General features: G+C 34.3%; 14 protein-coding genes and 1 other RNA gene. 6 read left to right on the top strand and 9 right to left on the bottom strand.

The genetic code is table 11. From position 1 onward, the window contains the following. Window positions 1-90 precede the first annotated feature (90 nt). The 3 genes from LNP19_RS10285 to glyA form a co-directional block, all read right to left on the bottom strand. Window positions 91-588, bottom strand: coding sequence for a GNAT family N-acetyltransferase (locus LNP19_RS10285; RefSeq protein ID WP_230061838.1), 498 nt, complete (start codon window positions 586-588; stop codon window positions 91-93). Between the two features lie 45 nt (window positions 589-633). Next, window positions 634-1,227, bottom strand: coding sequence for a MiaE family protein (locus tag LNP19_RS10280; RefSeq protein ID WP_230061837.1), 594 nt, complete (start codon window positions 1,225-1,227; stop codon window positions 634-636). Window positions 1,228-1,344: 117 nt separating this feature from the next. Further along, window positions 1,345-2,619, bottom strand: coding sequence for a serine hydroxymethyltransferase (gene glyA / locus LNP19_RS10275; RefSeq protein WP_230061836.1), 1,275 nt, complete (start codon window positions 2,617-2,619; stop codon window positions 1,345-1,347). Between the two features lie 107 nt (window positions 2,620-2,726). On the opposite strand from glyA, the gene fahA reads away from it, so the two are divergent. Further along, window positions 2,727-4,010, top strand: coding sequence for a fumarylacetoacetase (gene fahA, locus LNP19_RS10270; protein WP_230061835.1), 1,284 nt, complete (start codon window positions 2,727-2,729; stop codon window positions 4,008-4,010). Between the two features lie 101 nt (window positions 4,011-4,111). Here fahA and fsa read toward each other — a convergent pair whose 3' ends face one another. From fsa to ffs, 3 genes are all read right to left on the bottom strand, one after another. Then, a complete protein-coding gene (gene fsa, locus LNP19_RS10265; RefSeq protein ID WP_072945998.1) occupies window positions 4,112-4,768 on the bottom strand; it encodes a fructose-6-phosphate aldolase in 657 nt (218 codons plus the stop codon). A 205-nt stretch (window positions 4,769-4,973) separates the two neighbouring features. Then, a complete protein-coding gene (locus tag LNP19_RS10260; protein WP_230061834.1) occupies window positions 4,974-5,777 on the bottom strand; it encodes an SDR family oxidoreductase in 804 nt (267 codons plus the stop codon). 112 nt (window positions 5,778-5,889) lie between these two features. Then, an RNA gene (gene ffs, locus LNP19_RS10255) (signal recognition particle sRNA small type) lies at window positions 5,890-5,987 on the bottom strand. 87 nt (window positions 5,988-6,074) lie between these two features. On the opposite strand from ffs, the gene LNP19_RS10250 reads away from it, so the two are divergent. Continuing rightward, window positions 6,075-7,127 (top strand): glutaminyl-peptide cyclotransferase, encoded by a 1,053-nt coding sequence (locus LNP19_RS10250; RefSeq protein ID WP_230061833.1) that lies wholly within the window; start codon window positions 6,075-6,077, stop codon window positions 7,125-7,127. 4 nt (window positions 7,128-7,131) lie between these two features. After that, complete coding sequence (gene hutI, locus LNP19_RS10245; RefSeq protein WP_230061832.1) at window positions 7,132-8,370, top strand: imidazolonepropionase; 1,239 nt, start codon at window positions 7,132-7,134, stop codon at window positions 8,368-8,370. Window positions 8,371-8,423: 53 nt separating this feature from the next. Here the strand turns inward: hutI and LNP19_RS10240 are convergent, their stop codons facing one another. Then, complete coding sequence (locus tag LNP19_RS10240; RefSeq protein ID WP_230061831.1) at window positions 8,424-9,308, bottom strand: hypothetical protein; 885 nt, start codon at window positions 9,306-9,308, stop codon at window positions 8,424-8,426. A gap of 94 nt (window positions 9,309-9,402) precedes the next feature. On the opposite strand from LNP19_RS10240, the gene LNP19_RS10235 reads away from it, so the two are divergent. The 3 genes from LNP19_RS10235 to LNP19_RS10225 all read left to right on the top strand — a co-directional run bounded on the left by LNP19_RS10235 (window position 9,403) and on the right by LNP19_RS10225 (window position 12,453). Next, a complete protein-coding gene (locus tag LNP19_RS10235) occupies window positions 9,403-10,440 on the top strand; it encodes a formimidoylglutamase (protein ID WP_230061830.1) in 1,038 nt (345 codons plus the stop codon). A gap of 128 nt (window positions 10,441-10,568) precedes the next feature. Then, complete coding sequence (locus LNP19_RS10230; protein WP_230061829.1) at window positions 10,569-11,828, top strand: DEAD/DEAH box helicase; 1,260 nt, start codon at window positions 10,569-10,571, stop codon at window positions 11,826-11,828. 172 nt (window positions 11,829-12,000) lie between these two features. After that, a complete protein-coding gene (locus LNP19_RS10225) occupies window positions 12,001-12,453 on the top strand; it encodes an Hsp20/alpha crystallin family protein (protein ID WP_230061828.1) in 453 nt (150 codons plus the stop codon). A gap of 68 nt (window positions 12,454-12,521) precedes the next feature. On the opposite strand, the gene LNP19_RS10220 is transcribed toward LNP19_RS10225, so the two are convergent. Both LNP19_RS10220 and LNP19_RS10215 read right to left on the bottom strand, forming a co-directional pair. Then, complete coding sequence (locus LNP19_RS10220; RefSeq protein WP_230061827.1) at window positions 12,522-14,738, bottom strand: ATP-binding protein; 2,217 nt, start codon at window positions 14,736-14,738, stop codon at window positions 12,522-12,524. A gap of 212 nt (window positions 14,739-14,950) precedes the next feature. After that, a complete protein-coding gene (locus LNP19_RS10215; protein ID WP_230061826.1) occupies window positions 14,951-16,231 on the bottom strand; it encodes a dicarboxylate/amino acid:cation symporter in 1,281 nt (426 codons plus the stop codon). Window positions 16,232-16,236: the final 5 nt, after the last annotated feature.

Genomic DNA, 16,236 nt, shown 5'->3' with positions numbered 1-16,236 from the left:
AAACATTTAAATTTACTGCTTTTTTCTGTAAAACGAATAATAGAAGAAATTTCTTTTAAATAAATTAAAACCCTTTATACTCAAAATAAACTACAGCTGTTTCTCCATCTTATAATCTTCCATCAAATAGCCGTGTTCCAATTCTATATCCTCTTCTCCTACGATTTCAAAACCTAGTTTTTGATAAAAAGTCAAGGCTTTGTTGAATCGGTTTACGTTCAAGGAAATAACATTGGAACCGCTTTGCTTTGCATAATTTATGACAGCGTCGACTAATTGCTTACCCGCACCTTTTGCCTGTGCCTCAGGAAGCAAATAAATTTTATGCAAACGTGTCACTTTTTCGTCCAAATAATCATGCTGAAAAGAGGCAAAACCCAAACAAAAATCCTCCTCAAAAGCCAGAATAAAATGATGCCCTTTATTGACTACATTATCCCTTAAAGCCTCTTCTGAATAAAAGGATTTCAACATATAGTCCAATTGCACTGCCGAAAGGATTTCTCCATAGACATCCGGCCAAGTTTTATGAGCAATTTCCTGAATTATTTTGAAATCCTTGGCTGTGGCTTCTTTTATTGTTACCATATAAAAATTATGAGTTATGAGTTAGAAATAACTGATTACTGAACACTAACCGTGAATCGTTTCGCTTTTCCCGTAATTCTCAATTATTGACGCTTCAAACTCAATCCACTCACGCCATCTTTTCTCTACATCGATACCTATTCCGTATTTACGGGCATAAGTGATAAACGTAGTATAATGTCCGGCTTCACTTTCCATTAAATCCCTATAAAATGTCGATAATTCTTCGTCTTGAATATTTTCCGAAAGTACTTTAAAGCGTTCGCAACTTCTGGCTTCGATCATCGCCGAAAAAAGCAATCGTTCTACTAAACTAGAAACTCGGCTGCCGTTGCTACTTTTTTTCATATACAAATACAATTCGTTGACATAATCGTCTTTGCGTTCACGACCTAATTTTAAACCGCGTTTGATGATAATATTATGAACTTGTTCAAAATGGTCAATTTCTTCTTTGGCCAAAGCCAAAAGATCCTGAACTAAATCCTGATGTTCTGAATTATTAGTGATAATCGTAATGGCATTGGTCGCCGCTTTTTGTTCGCACCAAGCGTGGTCCGTCAAAATTTCTTCTATGTTTTTTTCTACAATATTTACCCATCTAGGGTCTGTTGGCAATTGCAATCGTAATACACCCATTTCTTCTTGTTTAAAGTTTGTTTAAAATTCTACTAAAATGAAAAAAGTTTAAAGTTTTAGAATGCTTTTGACAAACACAAAACTTTAAACTTTAAACCTGAAACTTTTAAATTCAATTTAGAAAACGAAAATCGCTCTTTCGCTCATCATTTCGTTCACTTCATTAGCCACCTCTTCGATGATTTCTTCGTTAGTATGATTCATCAAAACTCTATCAATCATATCAACAATGGTTTCCATATCTTCTTCAACTAATCCACGAGTGGTAATTGCCGCTGTTCCTACACGAATACCAGAAGTTACAAATGGTGATTTATCGTCAAAAGGCACCATGTTTTTATTCACGGTAATCTCTGCTTTTACCAAAGCATTTTCGGCTTCTTTACCTGAAATGTTTTTGTTTCTCAAGTCGATTAACATCATGTGATTGTCGGTTCCACCTGAAATGATATTGTAGCCTCTTTTTACAAAAGCTTCAGCCATAGCTTTGGCATTTTTTTGCAATTGTAAAGCATAAGTAAAGAATTCATCTTTCAAAGCTTCGCCAAAAGCAACCGCTTTAGCAGCAATAATATGCATTAATGGTCCACCTTGATTTCCAGGAAAAACAGCTAAATCCAATAGAGAAGACATCATTCTGATTTCTCCTTTTGGAGTTGTTAAACCAAATGGGTTCGGGAAATCTTTCCCCATCATAATCAAACCTCCACGTGGTCCACGCAAAGTTTTATGCGTAGTAGTCGATACAATATGGCAATGAGGAATTGGGTCATTCATCAATCCTTTGGCGATTAAACCTGCAGGATGAGAAATATCAGCAAACAAAATAGCACCAACACTGTCAGCAATTACTCTAAAACGCTCAAAATCCATATCGCGAGAATAAGCCGAAGCTCCAGCGATGATTAATTTTGGTTGTTCTTTAGTGGCTATTTCTTGAATTTTATCGTAATCTAAAAGTCCCGTTTCAGCATCTACACCGTAAAAAACCGGAGTATATAAACGTCCTGAGAAGTTTACCGGTGAACCGTGAGTTAAATGTCCACCGTGAGACAAGTCAAAACCTAATATTTTATCACCTGGTTTCAAACAAGCAAAGAAAACGGCTGTATTGGCTTGTGAACCCGAATGTGGCTGCACGTTTGCATATTCAGCACCAAACAATTCCTTAGCTCTGTCAATTGCAATTTGCTCAATAACATCAACTACTTCACAACCTCCGTAATATCTTTTACCAGGATAACCCTCGGCATATTTATTGGTCAATACAGAACCCGCAGCTTCCATCACTTCGTCACTTACAAAGTTCTCTGAGGCAATAAGTTCTAATCCGTGTATTTGTCTTTCTTGTTCTTCTAGAATAAGGTCAAAAATTTGTTCGTCGCGTTGCATTTCTTTGAATTTAGTTAATTTGGAGCAAAAATACAAAAAAACGCTTGTTAAACAGTTAGATTATGATATATTTGATGTGTAATTTTCAACAAAATAATTAACATATTATGCCAATAATAGCTAACGATATTAATAGAAAATCATGGTTAGAAGTACCTAAAAATAGTGATTTCCCTATTCAAAACATTCCCTTTGGTGTTTTCCTTACTAGAGAAAATGTGGTAACTGTGGGAACTCGAATTGGTGATTTCGCAATCGATTTAGGAGCCTTGCAGCAATTAAACTATTTTGAAGGTATTGAACTAACTGATGATATGTTCATGCAGGACACGCTGAATGATTTTATTTCAGATGGTCAAAAAACATGGCGATTGGTAAGAAATCGCATTGCCGAAATTTTTGATGCCGAAAACCCAATCTTAAGAGATAACGCAAAACATAAAGATGTAGTGATCTTTAAAATGGAAGACGTAGAAATGCAACTACCTGTTTTAATAGGTGATTACACTGATTTTTATTCCAGTAAAGAACATGCGACCAATGTAGGGAAAATGTTCCGTGATCCAGAAAACGCCTTATTACCTAATTGGCTTCATATTCCGGTAGGATATCACGGTAGAAGCTCTACTATCATTCCATCTGGAATTCCAGTTCACAGACCTATGGGACAAACTTTGCCTGCCGGCGAAATAAGCCCTGTTTTTGGCCCTTCTAAATCAATCGATTTTGAATTAGAAACTGCCTTTATTACCACAGACGTAAATATAATGGGAGAAAGTGTTCCTGTAGATGAAACCGAACAATATATCTTTGGAATGGTCTTATTGAATGACTGGAGTGCCCGAGACATTCAAAAATGGGAATACGTGCCTCTTGGCCCCTTTTTAGCCAAAAACTTTGCTTCTTCCATATCGCCTTGGATTGTAACAATGGATGCACTGGAACCATTTAGAACTGCTGGTCCAAAGCAAGAACCAACGCCACTACCTTATCTGCAACAAAATGGAAAACATTCATTTGACATCAATTTAGAAGTCGCCATCCAACCGGAAAAAGCAGAACCAACTATAGTAAGTAAATCCAATTTCAAATACATGTATTGGACTATGAGCCAACAACTGGCACATCATACTTCTAACGGATGCCGTGTGAATTCTGGAGACATGATGGGATCAGGAACCATTTCTGGACCTACTCCTGATAGTTTTGGTTCCATGTTAGAATTGACTTGGGGAGGGAAAAATCCTGTAAAAATGAGTGATGGTACTGAGCGTAAATTCATCAACGATAATGACACTGTAATTATGAAAGGTTATTGCCAAAATGACGAAGTAAGAATTGGTTTTGGAGAAGTTTCTTCTAAATTATTACCTCCATTTGTAAAAAAATAATTTTCGATAGCATTCATAAAAAAAGTCCCGTTTCAACTGAAGCGGGACTTTTTGTTTATTTCAATGACTGACCACTAAAAACCAATCACTGATTATATTTTTTACTTATTTCCTTTTTCGAAATCAGCTACAAACTGAGCCAATCCGATATCTGTCAATGGGTGTTTTAGTAAACCATAAATAGCCGAAAGTGGACCTGTCATTACATCGGCACCAATTTTTGCGCAGTTTACAATATGCATGGTATGACGTACCGAAGCTGCAAGAATTTGAGTTTCATAACCGTAGTTATCATAAATATCTCTAATTTCTTCAATCAAAGCCAAACCGTCTGTAGACACATCATCCAAACGACCAATAAATGGAGATACATAAGTCGCTCCCGCTTTAGCAGCCAATAAAGCCTGTCCGGCAGAGAATACTAAAGTAACATTAGTCTTAATTCCTCTATCCGAAAAATATTTAGCCGCCATAACACCTTCCTTAGTCATAGGCAATTTCACCACAATTTGCTCGTGTAAATCCGCTAATTCCTCTCCTTCTTTAATCATTCCGTCATAATCAAGCGCATTCACTTCGGCACTTACATCACCATCAACCAAATTACAGATGTCAACATAATGCTTCAAAATGTTGTTTTTTCCAGTAATTCCTTCCTTAGCCATCAATGACGGATTAGTAGTAACTCCGTCCAAAACGCCTAATGCCTGTGCTTCCTTAATCTGAGCTAAATTAGCCGTGTCAATAAAAAATTTCATAATATATATAATTTAATTGTGTGTTCTTTTTTTGGGGCGTGTTCGCCGCGGCGAATCGGGCTTTCCGCTGCAATCTCTTACTTTTTAAAATAAAAAAGTAAAAGGACTTTCACTACAAATGAAATTCACTGAACTCCAATTAAAATAAAAATCAAGTGAAGTAATGCTTCACGCTATTGCAAAATCAATAAAATTTGCTGCAAAATTACAACTTATAATGATTCATTAGCATTTTTTCATATACTTTATCAGGAAGAATGCGCTTTAAAACAATTGAAAATTTCTGCATAAAAACACCCACTTTGTAATGAATTTTTGGCTCCTTAGTTTGTATTATTCGATACACAGCCTCAGCCATTTCATTAGGATTACTACCGCTATCCACATGCTCATCCATCATTTTTAAAGTATTCCCATAAGGAATCTCATAAGCAGACCCCTTAACTAAAGGCGCATGAAAACGTCCCGAAGCAATATTAGTGGCAAAATCTCCCGGCGCTACATTAGCAATATGAATTCCAAAAGGCTTTACTTCCATACGCAAAGCTTCGGTTATCAACTCCAAAGAGCCTTTGGAAGCCGAATAAACAGAGCGATAAGGCAAGCCCATATAAGCCGCGATAGAAGTCACATTGATAATCAAACCTGATTTTTGAGAACGCATTTGTGGCAACACCGCTTTCATCACCTCAATTGGTCCAAAGAAATTAGTTTCAAAGTTATTCTTTATCTCTTCCGTCGGAATTTCTTCCAAAGGACCAGTAATTCCAACTCCCGCATTATTAATTACAACATCTAAACGTCCTGTTATTGCAATAATTTTATCTACAGCTGACTTTATAGAGTCAACATTTCTAACATCTAAAGCCACAAGAGGAAAAATAGAATTAAGTACTTTTTCGGGATTTCGGCTCGTACCATAAACGACAAAACCTTTTTTATGCAAAAATTCCCCAATCGATTTTCCTATTCCTGAGGAACCTCCTGTAATTAAAACGACTTTATCCATGCTGTATGATTGTTTGATATATGAAAGGGCCAAAAATAAAAAAATCCTCCCGAAGGAAGACTACTTTTGTATAAACTTTGAAAAGAATCTGAAATAAATCCAGATTTAAAAAAAATGGCAAGCGACCTACATCGCACCGCTCAACCACGTACCCTTGCTATGTTCCCATCCTGGGGGAGTCTGCAGGAGCTGGTCGTGTAGGACTTGCCGGTGCAAATATACAATCTTTTTATATTTTTGCAAGCCCTTTGCCGCCTTAAAATAACATTGTATATTGGACTATCAAAAAAAATGACCATGAAAAAATATAACTTACTATCTTTCATTTTATTAGGAATCACCTTTTCTAATTGTGGAGATACAAAAAAAGGAGAAAATTCTATATTTAATTTCGATACTTCCAAATTTAAGGAACAATATCAGCCACAAGAAGCACTAAGTTTGGAAATTCTGAACCCAAAAGAGAAGGCAATTGACAGTATTGTTTATTTTACAAATGACAAAAAAATTGCTTCCAAGAAAGGTCTTGAAAAATTGACTTTCGAATTAAAAGACCAAAAACTAGGTTATCAAAACCTAAAAGCTTTGGTTTATTATGATGGTGGAAATTCAGAAGCTACAGCAAGAGTGGAACTGGTTTCAAACATTCATCCAAAATTATTAAAATACACCATTGTAAATACCTATCCACATGATATTAAAGCCTACACTCAGGGATTAGAGTTTTACCGTGACACCCTTTATGAAGGAACTGGACAATATGGCAAATCTCAGCTCAAAAAAACCGATTATAAAACTGGGAAAGTTTATAAAGAAATTGAACTAGATTCCAAATATTTTGGAGAGGGAATCACAATTCTGAACAATAAAGTATACCAACTGACTTGGAAAGAGAATGAAGGATACGTTTATAATGCAGATACCTTTAAAAAAGAAAAAACATTCTCCTATTTTAAAAATATTGAGGGTTGGGGCCTAACCAATGACGGTAAAAATTTATACCAATCTGACGGAACCGAAAAAATTTGGATTATCGATCCTGTGACGCTAAAAGAAATTGATTTCATCAATGTGTATTCCTATGAAACAAAAATAAAATCTGTAAATGAATTAGAATGGATTGACGGTAAAATCTATGGAAATGTATATCAAAAAGACGCTATTGCAGTTATCAATCCGAAAAATGGTGCCGTTGAAGGGATTATCAACCTAGCGGATCTAAATAATAAAATTACAAAATTACCCGACACTGACGTTTTAAACGGTATTGCTTACAACCCGAAAACGAAGACTATTTTTGTAACCGGGAAAAACTGGGACAAAATGTTTGAAATCAAAATTACAGAATAACAACATGACAACACTGATCATAAATGTAAAGGAATTGCTTCAGGTGCGGAAAACTTCCGTTTCAAAAGTTTCCGGTGCCGAAATGGCCATTCTACCAACAATCAAAAATGCGTATTTATTGATTCAGGATGATTTGATATCCGATTTTGGTTCTATGGATAATTTACCGCAAATAAAAGCCGATGAAGTTATCGATGCAACTGGAAAAATGGTTTTACCCACTTGGTGCGACAGTCACACCCACATTGTTTATGCCGGGAATCGCGAGCAGGAATTTGTAGATCGCATCAATGGCATGACCTATGAAGAAATTGCTAACCATGGCGGTGGAATCTTAAATTCGGCAAAAAAACTCAACGAATCCTCAGAAGAAGAAATTTACGAGCAGTCAAAATTGCGCCTGGAGGAAGTCATGCGTCTGGGTACGGGTGCTGTTGAAATAAAATCCGGTTACGGACTCACAATCGATGGAGAACTTAAAATGCTTCGTGTAATTAAAAAGCTTTCTAACAACTATCCAATAACAATAAAAGCTACTTTTCTTGGCGCTCATGCTATTCCTTTAGAGTACAAAGAAAACCGCAAAGGCTACATCGATCTTTTAATCAATGAAATGCTGCCGCAAATTGCCCAAAACAAGCTGGCAGAATATATCGACGTATTTTGCGAAACGGGTTATTTCACTGTTAGCGAACTGGAACAAATCATGGAAGCAGGACTACAATACGGTCTGAAATCAAAAATCCACGTAAACCAGTTTAACTCTATCGGAGCAATCCAAGCGGCTGTAAAACAACATGCGCTCTCAGTAGATCATCTTGAAGTTATGAATACGGAAGACATTATGGCTTTAAAAAATACCGAAACCATGCCGGTAGCTTTACCTTCTTGTTCTTATTTTTTAAGTATTCCTTATACGCCGGCGCGTGAAATGATTGCTGCCGGACTTCCTCTGGCATTAGCTACCGATTACAATCCAGGCTCTACTCCATCCGGAAACATGAACTTTGTTGTTGCCACTGCCTGTATAAAAATGAAAATGACTCCTGAAGAAGCAATCAATGCAGCTACCATCAACGGAGCTTATGCCATGGGAGTTTCCGAAACCCATGGAAGTATTACAGTGGGTAAAAAAGCAAATCTGATTCTTACAAAAAACATTCCTTCCTATTATCAATTGCCTTATGCTTTTGGCAGTAATTTAATAGAAACCGTGTTTATAGAAGGTAAAAGTATAGCATAAAAAAAGAGGAACATTTAGTTCCTCTTTTTTTATATTTTTCAATTAGTAAGCTACTATCTTAAAGTAAAACTTGTTTTTGAAACCAATTCATCTTTATCGAAAACATTTACAAAGTAAGTTCCTTTGGCAAAATCTTTTCCTTTTAAATCTTCAGAAACATTAACTGTTTTATTCTCATATTTCACATTAGTAATAAAACTATAAGTCAAATCTTTATCTCCAAAGTTTTCCGTTTTCTTGTCCCCTAAAACGTTGTTTTTACTATCAATTACCTGTACATAATAAGTTTTATCTCCTGATTTTGCAATTTGGTTTTCAGCAATGGTAAAACTAATTTTAAGTACATCCGCTCTACTGGCTTTATCAGTTTCAATCTGTTTTCCTGAGCTTCTTAGTTTATAAGCCGAAGTTTTCATGTTTAAAACGGATAATTTAGACCCTTTTTCAACCGCTTTTGATAACTCTTCGTTTTGTCCTACTAATACTTCATTGTATTTTTTAGACTCACCTAACACTACAATAGTACTATCACGTTGTGTGGTAAGATTTGTATTTTCTTTTTTCAAACCTTCATTTTCCGCCATCAAAACTTTCATGTTGTTTTGCAAAGCAACAAATTGACTTTTGTATTTTGCCAATGAAGCTACATCCCCTTTAGATTTATTCAAGTCAGCCATTAAGCTTACCACCTTATCTCTTTCTTGAATTAACTCTTCAGACATAGAAGTATTTTCTGCAATTGCAGCATCGTAAGTTGCTTTCAACTCTTGCAAATCTTTCATAACTGATTCTTTTTCAGTCATAGTAGATTTTAATTCAGTTTGTACGGTATCAGCATCTGAGGTAATTTTAAAAATATACACTAAACTTCCCACTAGCAATACCGCTAAGACAGCTATAACAGCTTTTAAACTTGAACTACTTTTTTGATTTTCCATTTTTAATTATTTTTTTCCAAATTTAACAATATATATTTGAGTTATAACGTAAGTTATGACAATTATATTATTTTTGGAAAAATTTTTATCCTTTATGGAAAAGCTACTGCGTTTTACAGCTAATGATTTAGCGAAAATTACTAACCATAGAAGTGGTGAAATAAAGTTTGGAGAAAAAATGATAACGGTCCCTAAAGACACCGATTTTATTTCATTTTTAAAAAGCTATGAAGCCAAATATGTATTATTGGGAATTCCGGAAGATATTGGTATCAGAGCTAATTTTGGAAGGCCTGGCGCAGCATCAGCTTGGGATGTAGCCATAAAAAATATCGCAAACATTCAACACAATCGTTTTTGCAAAGGCAGTCAAATTATCGTTCTTGGCCAAATTGATGTTTATGATGAAATGAAAGAAGTAGAACATTTAGATTTCAATAAAACAAGCGATCGTACAAAATTAAGTCAACTGGTAGAGAAAATCGACAAAGAGGTCTCACATGCTATTTTTAACATTATAAAATCAGGAAAGACGCCTATAATTATCGGTGGCGGACACAACAACTCTTACGGAAACATAAAAGGGACTGCCTTAGCCAAAGGAAAAGCAGTTAACGCGATAAATTTTGATGCCCATTCCGATTTTAGAATTCTAGAAGGACGTCATAGCGGAAACGGATTTTCTTATGCCTACGAGGAAGGTTTCTTAAAAAAATATTTCATCTTTGGATTACACGAAAATTACACTTCCAAAAGTGTCTTGGATATTATCAAGAAAAAAGAAGATCGAGTACGTTACAATACCTACGACAGCCTGAACATTCGAAAAGAAAAAGAATTTCGCCAAGAAATGGTTAACGCATTAGAATTTATAAAAACCGATTCCTATGGAATTGAGATCGATTTAGATGCTATTCCAAATATTGCCAGTAGCGCAATGACGATGAGCGGTTTCTCTGTAGAAGAATTGAGACAGTTTATTTCATTCTTCGGCAAACACAAAAACGCTTCTTATTTACACATTTGCGAAGGCGCACCGGATTTGGCTGAAGAAAAAAACAATCATTTAATTGGAAAATTAATTGGGTATCTTGTTACTGATTTTATAAAATCCAACAGCAGCATTGAGTAATTAGTACAACCATTTGATTATTAAAATCAATTTGGCTAGGAAAATATTAAAAAAAGATGCCAAAAATAATAATAGTATCTTTGCAAAACTATCTCTGTACTTAATACAAGGTATTTAATATCCAAAATATGTTATTCGAAGATTTATCGCTTTCAAAAAGTATACAAAAAGCCGTATTTGAACAAGGCTATACCATCCCCACTCCCATTCAAGAACAAGCAATTCCTTTAGTTTTAGCAGGAAGAGACTTAGTGGGTTGTGCACAAACAGGAACAGGAAAAACGGCAGCATTTGCCATTCCTATCATCCATCAATTACACCGCATTGTAGGTTCATCAAAAAAAGCCAAACAAATTCGTGCCCTGGTAGTTACCCCAACTCGGGAATTAGCAGTCCAAATTGGTCAAAATTTTGATGATTATGGAAAATATACCAATTTAACCCAACTCACCATTTTTGGAGGAGTTTCTCAAAACCCACAGGTTGATGCCTTAAAAAACGGGGTTGATATTTTGGTTGCAACACCGGGAAGATTACTTGATTTACACAAACAAGGTTTCATTGACTTAGATCATTTGCATACGCTTGTATTGGATGAAGCGGATCAAATGCTTGATATGGGCTTTGTAAATGATGTCAAAAAAATCGTAAAGCTAACGCCTAAAAACAGACAAACTCTTTTTTTCTCGGCAACCATGCCTATTGCAATAAGAGAACTTGCCGAAATGTTTTTGACTGATCCTGAAACAGTAACTGTTTCTCCAGTTTCCTCTACCGCCGAAAATGTAGAACAACACGTTTATTTTGTTGAAAAAACAGAGAAAAGAAATCTGTTGTACCATTTGATAAAAAATCAAGATTTATCGAATATATTGGTTTTTTCAAGAACGAAACACGGCGCGGACAATGTTGTAAAAGCATTACGAAAAAACAACATCGCTGCCGAAGCTATTCATGGCGATAAATCACAAAATGCCAGACAGCGTGTACTGGAAGCTTTTAAAAACAAAGAAGTGGGCGTTCTTGTAGCCACAGACATTGCCGCTAGAGGAATTGATATTGACCAATTGCCTTTTGTCATCAACTTTGACCTGCCAAACATACCCGAAACATACGTACACCGTATTGGTAGAACAGGACGTGCCGGAAATGGCGGAGTTGCTATTTCTTTTTGCAGCAAAGACGAACATGGTTATTGGAAAGACATCCAAAAATTAATAAAAGTAGACGTTAAAACCATAAATGACCATCCTTATCCGTGGCATTCAGGAAGTCCTGAAACTGCTCCTGGAGGATCGACTAAACCTAAAAATTCAAATCGCAGCGGCGGTGCTCACAAATCGAGAAAATCTAGTGCTTCCAAGCAAAATAAAAAACGCTGGTATTAATTAAAATAGATAATTTGTTAGCCTTAAAAAACTCCTTTTACCAATATCGTAAAAGGATTTTTTTTACATACAAAATACTAATAATGAGTTAATTAACTTTTTAGATATAACTATTTCAAGTGTTTTTCCTTAATTTTATTAAAAATTACTAATCATCTAAATCTTTAATATCATGGAAACTCCAGCAAAAAAAAATGGTTTTGTTCCAATTGTAAATACTTTCTTTGATGATTTTCTATCAAAAGATCTTACAGATTGGAGCGGTAAGAATTTCTCTTCTTTAGGCGGTAATTTACCTTCAGTAAATTTAAAAGAAACAGACAAAAAAATTGAGGTAGAATTGGCCGCTCCCGGTTTAAAAAAGGAAGACTTTAAAATTGAAATTGACAATAACATGCTTAGTATTTCTTCTGAAAAAAAAGAGGAAAAAGAAGAAAATAGAAAAAAAGACAATTATTACAGAAAGGAATTCAACTATCAATCCTTCAACAGAGCTTTCAGTCTCCCTGATTACGCCGATGAAAACAATGTTAGCGCCAATTATAAAGACGGTATTTTACATGTAGAAATTGCAAAAAAAGAAGGTACAACTAACAAAATAGCCAAAACTATCACTGTTAAATAAGCCATTTTTAAAAATGACTCAAAATAAAAGAGCTTAGAATTTACAAAAAATCTCTAAGCTCTTTTTTTTTAGTTTAAAGAAAGAGATTCCTGTCTAGACAATAAATAAGTAATAGTCTTAAATAGAGCTTCAGATTCGAAAGGTTTATTTATAATATCATCGAAACCGGATGAAATCGCTTCTTCTGTGACTTCCTCTTTATTAAATGCCGTTAAAGCAATAACAGGTGTATAAATACCTCTCTCACGAATTCTTCTTGTTGTTTCAAAACCGTTAATTATTGGCATATTAATGTCCATTAATATCACGTCAAATTTATCTTTATCTAGAATTTCAAGGGCTGTAAATCCATCACTGACAATTATACAATTGCTGTTTTGCTTCTCAATAATTTTCCTAATAATAACTTGATTGATTTTATTGTCTTCAACCACTAAAATTTTAAAAATTTGGTTTGTTCCTAAATCAACCTCTATATTATTAATCATTTCAACTGATTTAGCAGAGTCATGTTCAAATTTTATGACAAAAGTAAATTTAGTTCCTTTCCCGGCCTCGCTTTCAAGATTAATAGAACTATTAAACAAGTCTAATAATCGTTTAACAATTGCTAAACCTAATCCAGTACCCTGATAATCTATTTCCTTTCTGCCAATTTGTACGAATGTATCAAAGATTTTATCTTGATCCTCTTTGGCAATACCAATACCGTTGTCTTCAATATTGAATTCAACACTACATTCTTTTTCTGCCATTTTAACCAAATCAACTTTTATTTTGACTTCACCATTTTTAGTAAATTTCAAAGCGTTACTTACCAGGTTAATCAAAATTTGAGAAAGCCTTAATTTATCTCCAATTAAATATTCCGGAATTGCAGGATCAATATAAACATTAATTTTATTATCATGATTCTTAGCAATAAAAGACAAAGAGTTCTTTATCATATTGATTTCATCACTAATATTAAAAGTCATGTTTTCTAATACTATTCTGTTTTCTTCAATTTTATTGATTTGAAGTACATCATTAACCAATGATAATAAATACCGGGCAGAAAATTTAAGTGAACTCAAATGCGGACTGTTTGCCAATTCTTTATGCTCATCCAAAAGCATATTAGTAATCCCTACAACACCGTATAAAGGAGTTCTTAATTCATGACTAATCGTTGATACAAACTGGGACTTTTGCTGGGAAGCAACTTCTGCATTTTCTTTTGCTACCGATAGCTCTTTATTAGCAATAATAAGCTCCTTGTTTTTCTTTTGTTTAAAACTATAACTCTTATAGAGTGTATAGAACAATAATAATAAAACGCTCAAAGCAATAATGAATAATACTACAATGATTCTTGATTTCTTTAAGCTTTGGTATTGAAGTTCTTTTTCACTTTCAATAGTATTGACTTTTCTTTTGTACTCATCTAGTTCCAGATTAATACCTACCAAATTAGCTTTCCTAAGTTTTTTAGAATCAGTAAGCTCATTATTTACTTTATTAAAAGTAGCCATATTTTCATAGGCCTTTTTAAAATCACCTGTTTTGAATAATAATTTTGCATATTCACTATAGGCTTGGGACAAATCTTGCTTTTCATTACCTTGATTTCCTAATGCAATGGCTTTTAAAAAATAAGAACTTGCTTTATTATACTCATTTTTATGACTATAAAACATCCCATTGAGCATGTTTAATGCTACCGCTGTTTTCTCTTTACCATACTTTTTGTGCTGAACATTAATAAATTTTAAATAAGGCTCTCCTTCTTTAAAATTACCTATATAAAAGTAAGCCCAAGCTAAGTTTAACTTGGTTACATAAATTTGAGCACTATCATTTGTTTTTTCGCTATGCCATAAAGCTTTCTTATAATATTTTAATCCTGTACTGAATTGATTTTTGTCAAAACTATACAAGTTTCCTAAATTATTATTTAACCAACTTTTGATAGTATCATTATTAGTTCTATTGGCATATAGCAAACCTTTAACAAAATAGAAAACTGCCTTATCATACTCGGCTAAACCTTGATAATTGGCTGCTATATTATTATAGGATCTGGCAATGAGATAATTATCTTTACTGACATAAGAGTGATGCAAAGCCTTCCTGGAGGTTTCAAAAGACTTTTCAAATTTAGACTCATGCAAAGAACTAGAACCCTGCTTTATTAGTTCTAAAATTTCCTTATCGCTAAGCATCGCGTTAGTTGTAGCGGGTTGGCTACTTAAAATGTTTAAGGAAAATAAAATCAAAAAAATAATTTGAATTCCGTTGTACATAAACTACTACTAATTGTTCAAATATACAGCTAAATTTTAAGAAACAATTCATTATACTCCATTAATTTTTAAAGCTTTAAAACATCTTATCCTGAAAACACTTGATCTATTTTACAATCAAAAAATACTAATTCATAAAAAAGCCTGCTTGAAACATTCAAGCAGGCTTTTTATTTAAAAAAATCTATACTTTTTACTAAGCAATCTATAAACTATTCCGAAACTTCGCTTAGCATTTCATTGTCCCCTTCCCATTTACCAACTACTGATGTTGCCAAAGCGTTTCCTAAAACATTTGTAGCACTTCTAAACATATCGCAAAAATGGTCAATTGGTAATATCAAAGCAATACCTTCAATTGGAATATCAAACATCCCACAAGTAGCGGCAACCACTACTAAACTCGCTCTAGGAACTCCCGCAATTCCTTTGCTGGTTAACATCAAAACCAAAAGCATGGTCATCTGCGTCCCCATATCTAAATGAACACCATAAGCCTGAGCTATGAAAATACTGGCAAAAGTCATGTACATCATACTTCCATCTAAATTAAAAGAATAACCCAGCGGCAACATGAATGAAACTATTTTATCTTTTACTCCAAATCTTTCCAATTCTTCGGTCAACTTTGGAAAAACAGCCTCGCTACTAGTAGTTCCAAAAGCAATGATAAGAGGACTCACGATTCTTTTTAGCAACAAAGTCATTCTGCTTTTAAGAAAGATATAACCTACTACTATTAATATCACCCACAATGAAGAGATTCCTATCAAAAAAGAACCAAAAAACTTGAAATAAGTGATCGCTAATTCTTGAAAATCTCTTACAGCAAAAACACCAGCAATAGCTCCAAAAACACCTATAGGAGCAAAATTCATCACATAATTAACCATTTTAAGAACAATATGCGAAGTCTTATCTAGCGCATTGACAACCGGTTTAGCATGATCTCCGATAGAAGCTGCGGCTAAACCAAAGAAAATTGAAAAAACAACAATTTGAAGAATCTCATTGGTGGCCATTGCTTCAAAAATACTTTTAGGCACTATATGCTCTATGAAGTTTTCAAAGGAAATACTCTGTGTTTTTGCAGCTACTTCTGTTGCCGAAGTTAAATCAACATTTAACAAATTCAATCCAACTCCTGGCTCAAGAATATTTACAAAAAACATCCCCAACAACAAAGAAATTAAAGAAGCAGTAAAAAACCAAGCTAATGCTTTTCCTCCAATTCTCCCTACAGCACTAACATTCCCAAGCTTAGCGATACCCACAACAAGCGTTGTAAATACTAAGGGCGAAATTATCATTTGAACTAATCTAATGAATACTGTAGCTAATATTTTAATTTTATTACTAAATGATGTTGCTGTTTCTACTGAAACCGAATTATGAATAATAATTCCCAAAATCCCCCCCAAGACCATAGCAATAAGTATTTGCGTGGTCAGATTAGCAAATATAGATTTCTTTTTTACTGTTGTTGAATGCATCGATT

Source organism: Flavobacterium acetivorans, assembly GCF_020911885.1.
In the GTDB taxonomy this organism is placed as follows: Bacteria; Bacteroidota; Bacteroidia; order Flavobacteriales; family Flavobacteriaceae; genus Flavobacterium; species Flavobacterium acetivorans.
Note: the sequence above shows the minus strand (reverse complement) of the source record. Positions and strands in the feature narration are given on the sequence as shown.

Coding starts and splice junctions, on each gene's coding strand:
- LNP19_RS10285 (WP_230061838.1), bottom strand. CDS start 588: ATGGTAACAATAAAAGAAGCCACAGCCAAGGATTTCAAAATAATTCAG.
- LNP19_RS10280 (WP_230061837.1), bottom strand. CDS start 1,227: ATGGGTGTATTACGATTGCAATTGCCAACAGACCCTAGATGGGTAAAT.
- glyA (WP_230061836.1), bottom strand. CDS start 2,619: ATGCAACGCGACGAACAAATTTTTGACCTTATTCTAGAAGAACAAGAA.
- fahA (WP_230061835.1), top strand. CDS start 2,727: ATGCCAATAATAGCTAACGATATTAATAGAAAATCATGGTTAGAAGTA.
- fsa (WP_072945998.1), bottom strand. CDS start 4,768: ATGAAATTTTTTATTGACACGGCTAATTTAGCTCAGATTAAGGAAGCA.
- LNP19_RS10260 (WP_230061834.1), bottom strand. CDS start 5,777: ATGGATAAAGTCGTTTTAATTACAGGAGGTTCCTCAGGAATAGGAAAA.
- LNP19_RS10250 (WP_230061833.1), top strand. CDS start 6,075: ATGAAAAAATATAACTTACTATCTTTCATTTTATTAGGAATCACCTTT.
- hutI (WP_230061832.1), top strand. CDS start 7,132: ATGACAACACTGATCATAAATGTAAAGGAATTGCTTCAGGTGCGGAAA.
- LNP19_RS10240 (WP_230061831.1), bottom strand. CDS start 9,308: ATGGAAAATCAAAAAAGTAGTTCAAGTTTAAAAGCTGTTATAGCTGTC.
- LNP19_RS10235 (WP_230061830.1), top strand. CDS start 9,403: ATGGAAAAGCTACTGCGTTTTACAGCTAATGATTTAGCGAAAATTACT.
- LNP19_RS10230 (WP_230061829.1), top strand. CDS start 10,569: ATGTTATTCGAAGATTTATCGCTTTCAAAAAGTATACAAAAAGCCGTA.
- LNP19_RS10225 (WP_230061828.1), top strand. CDS start 12,001: ATGGAAACTCCAGCAAAAAAAAATGGTTTTGTTCCAATTGTAAATACT.
- LNP19_RS10220 (WP_230061827.1), bottom strand. CDS start 14,738: ATGTACAACGGAATTCAAATTATTTTTTTGATTTTATTTTCCTTAAAC.
- LNP19_RS10215 (WP_230061826.1), bottom strand. CDS start 16,231: ATGCATTCAACAACAGTAAAAAAGAAATCTATATTTGCTAATCTGACC.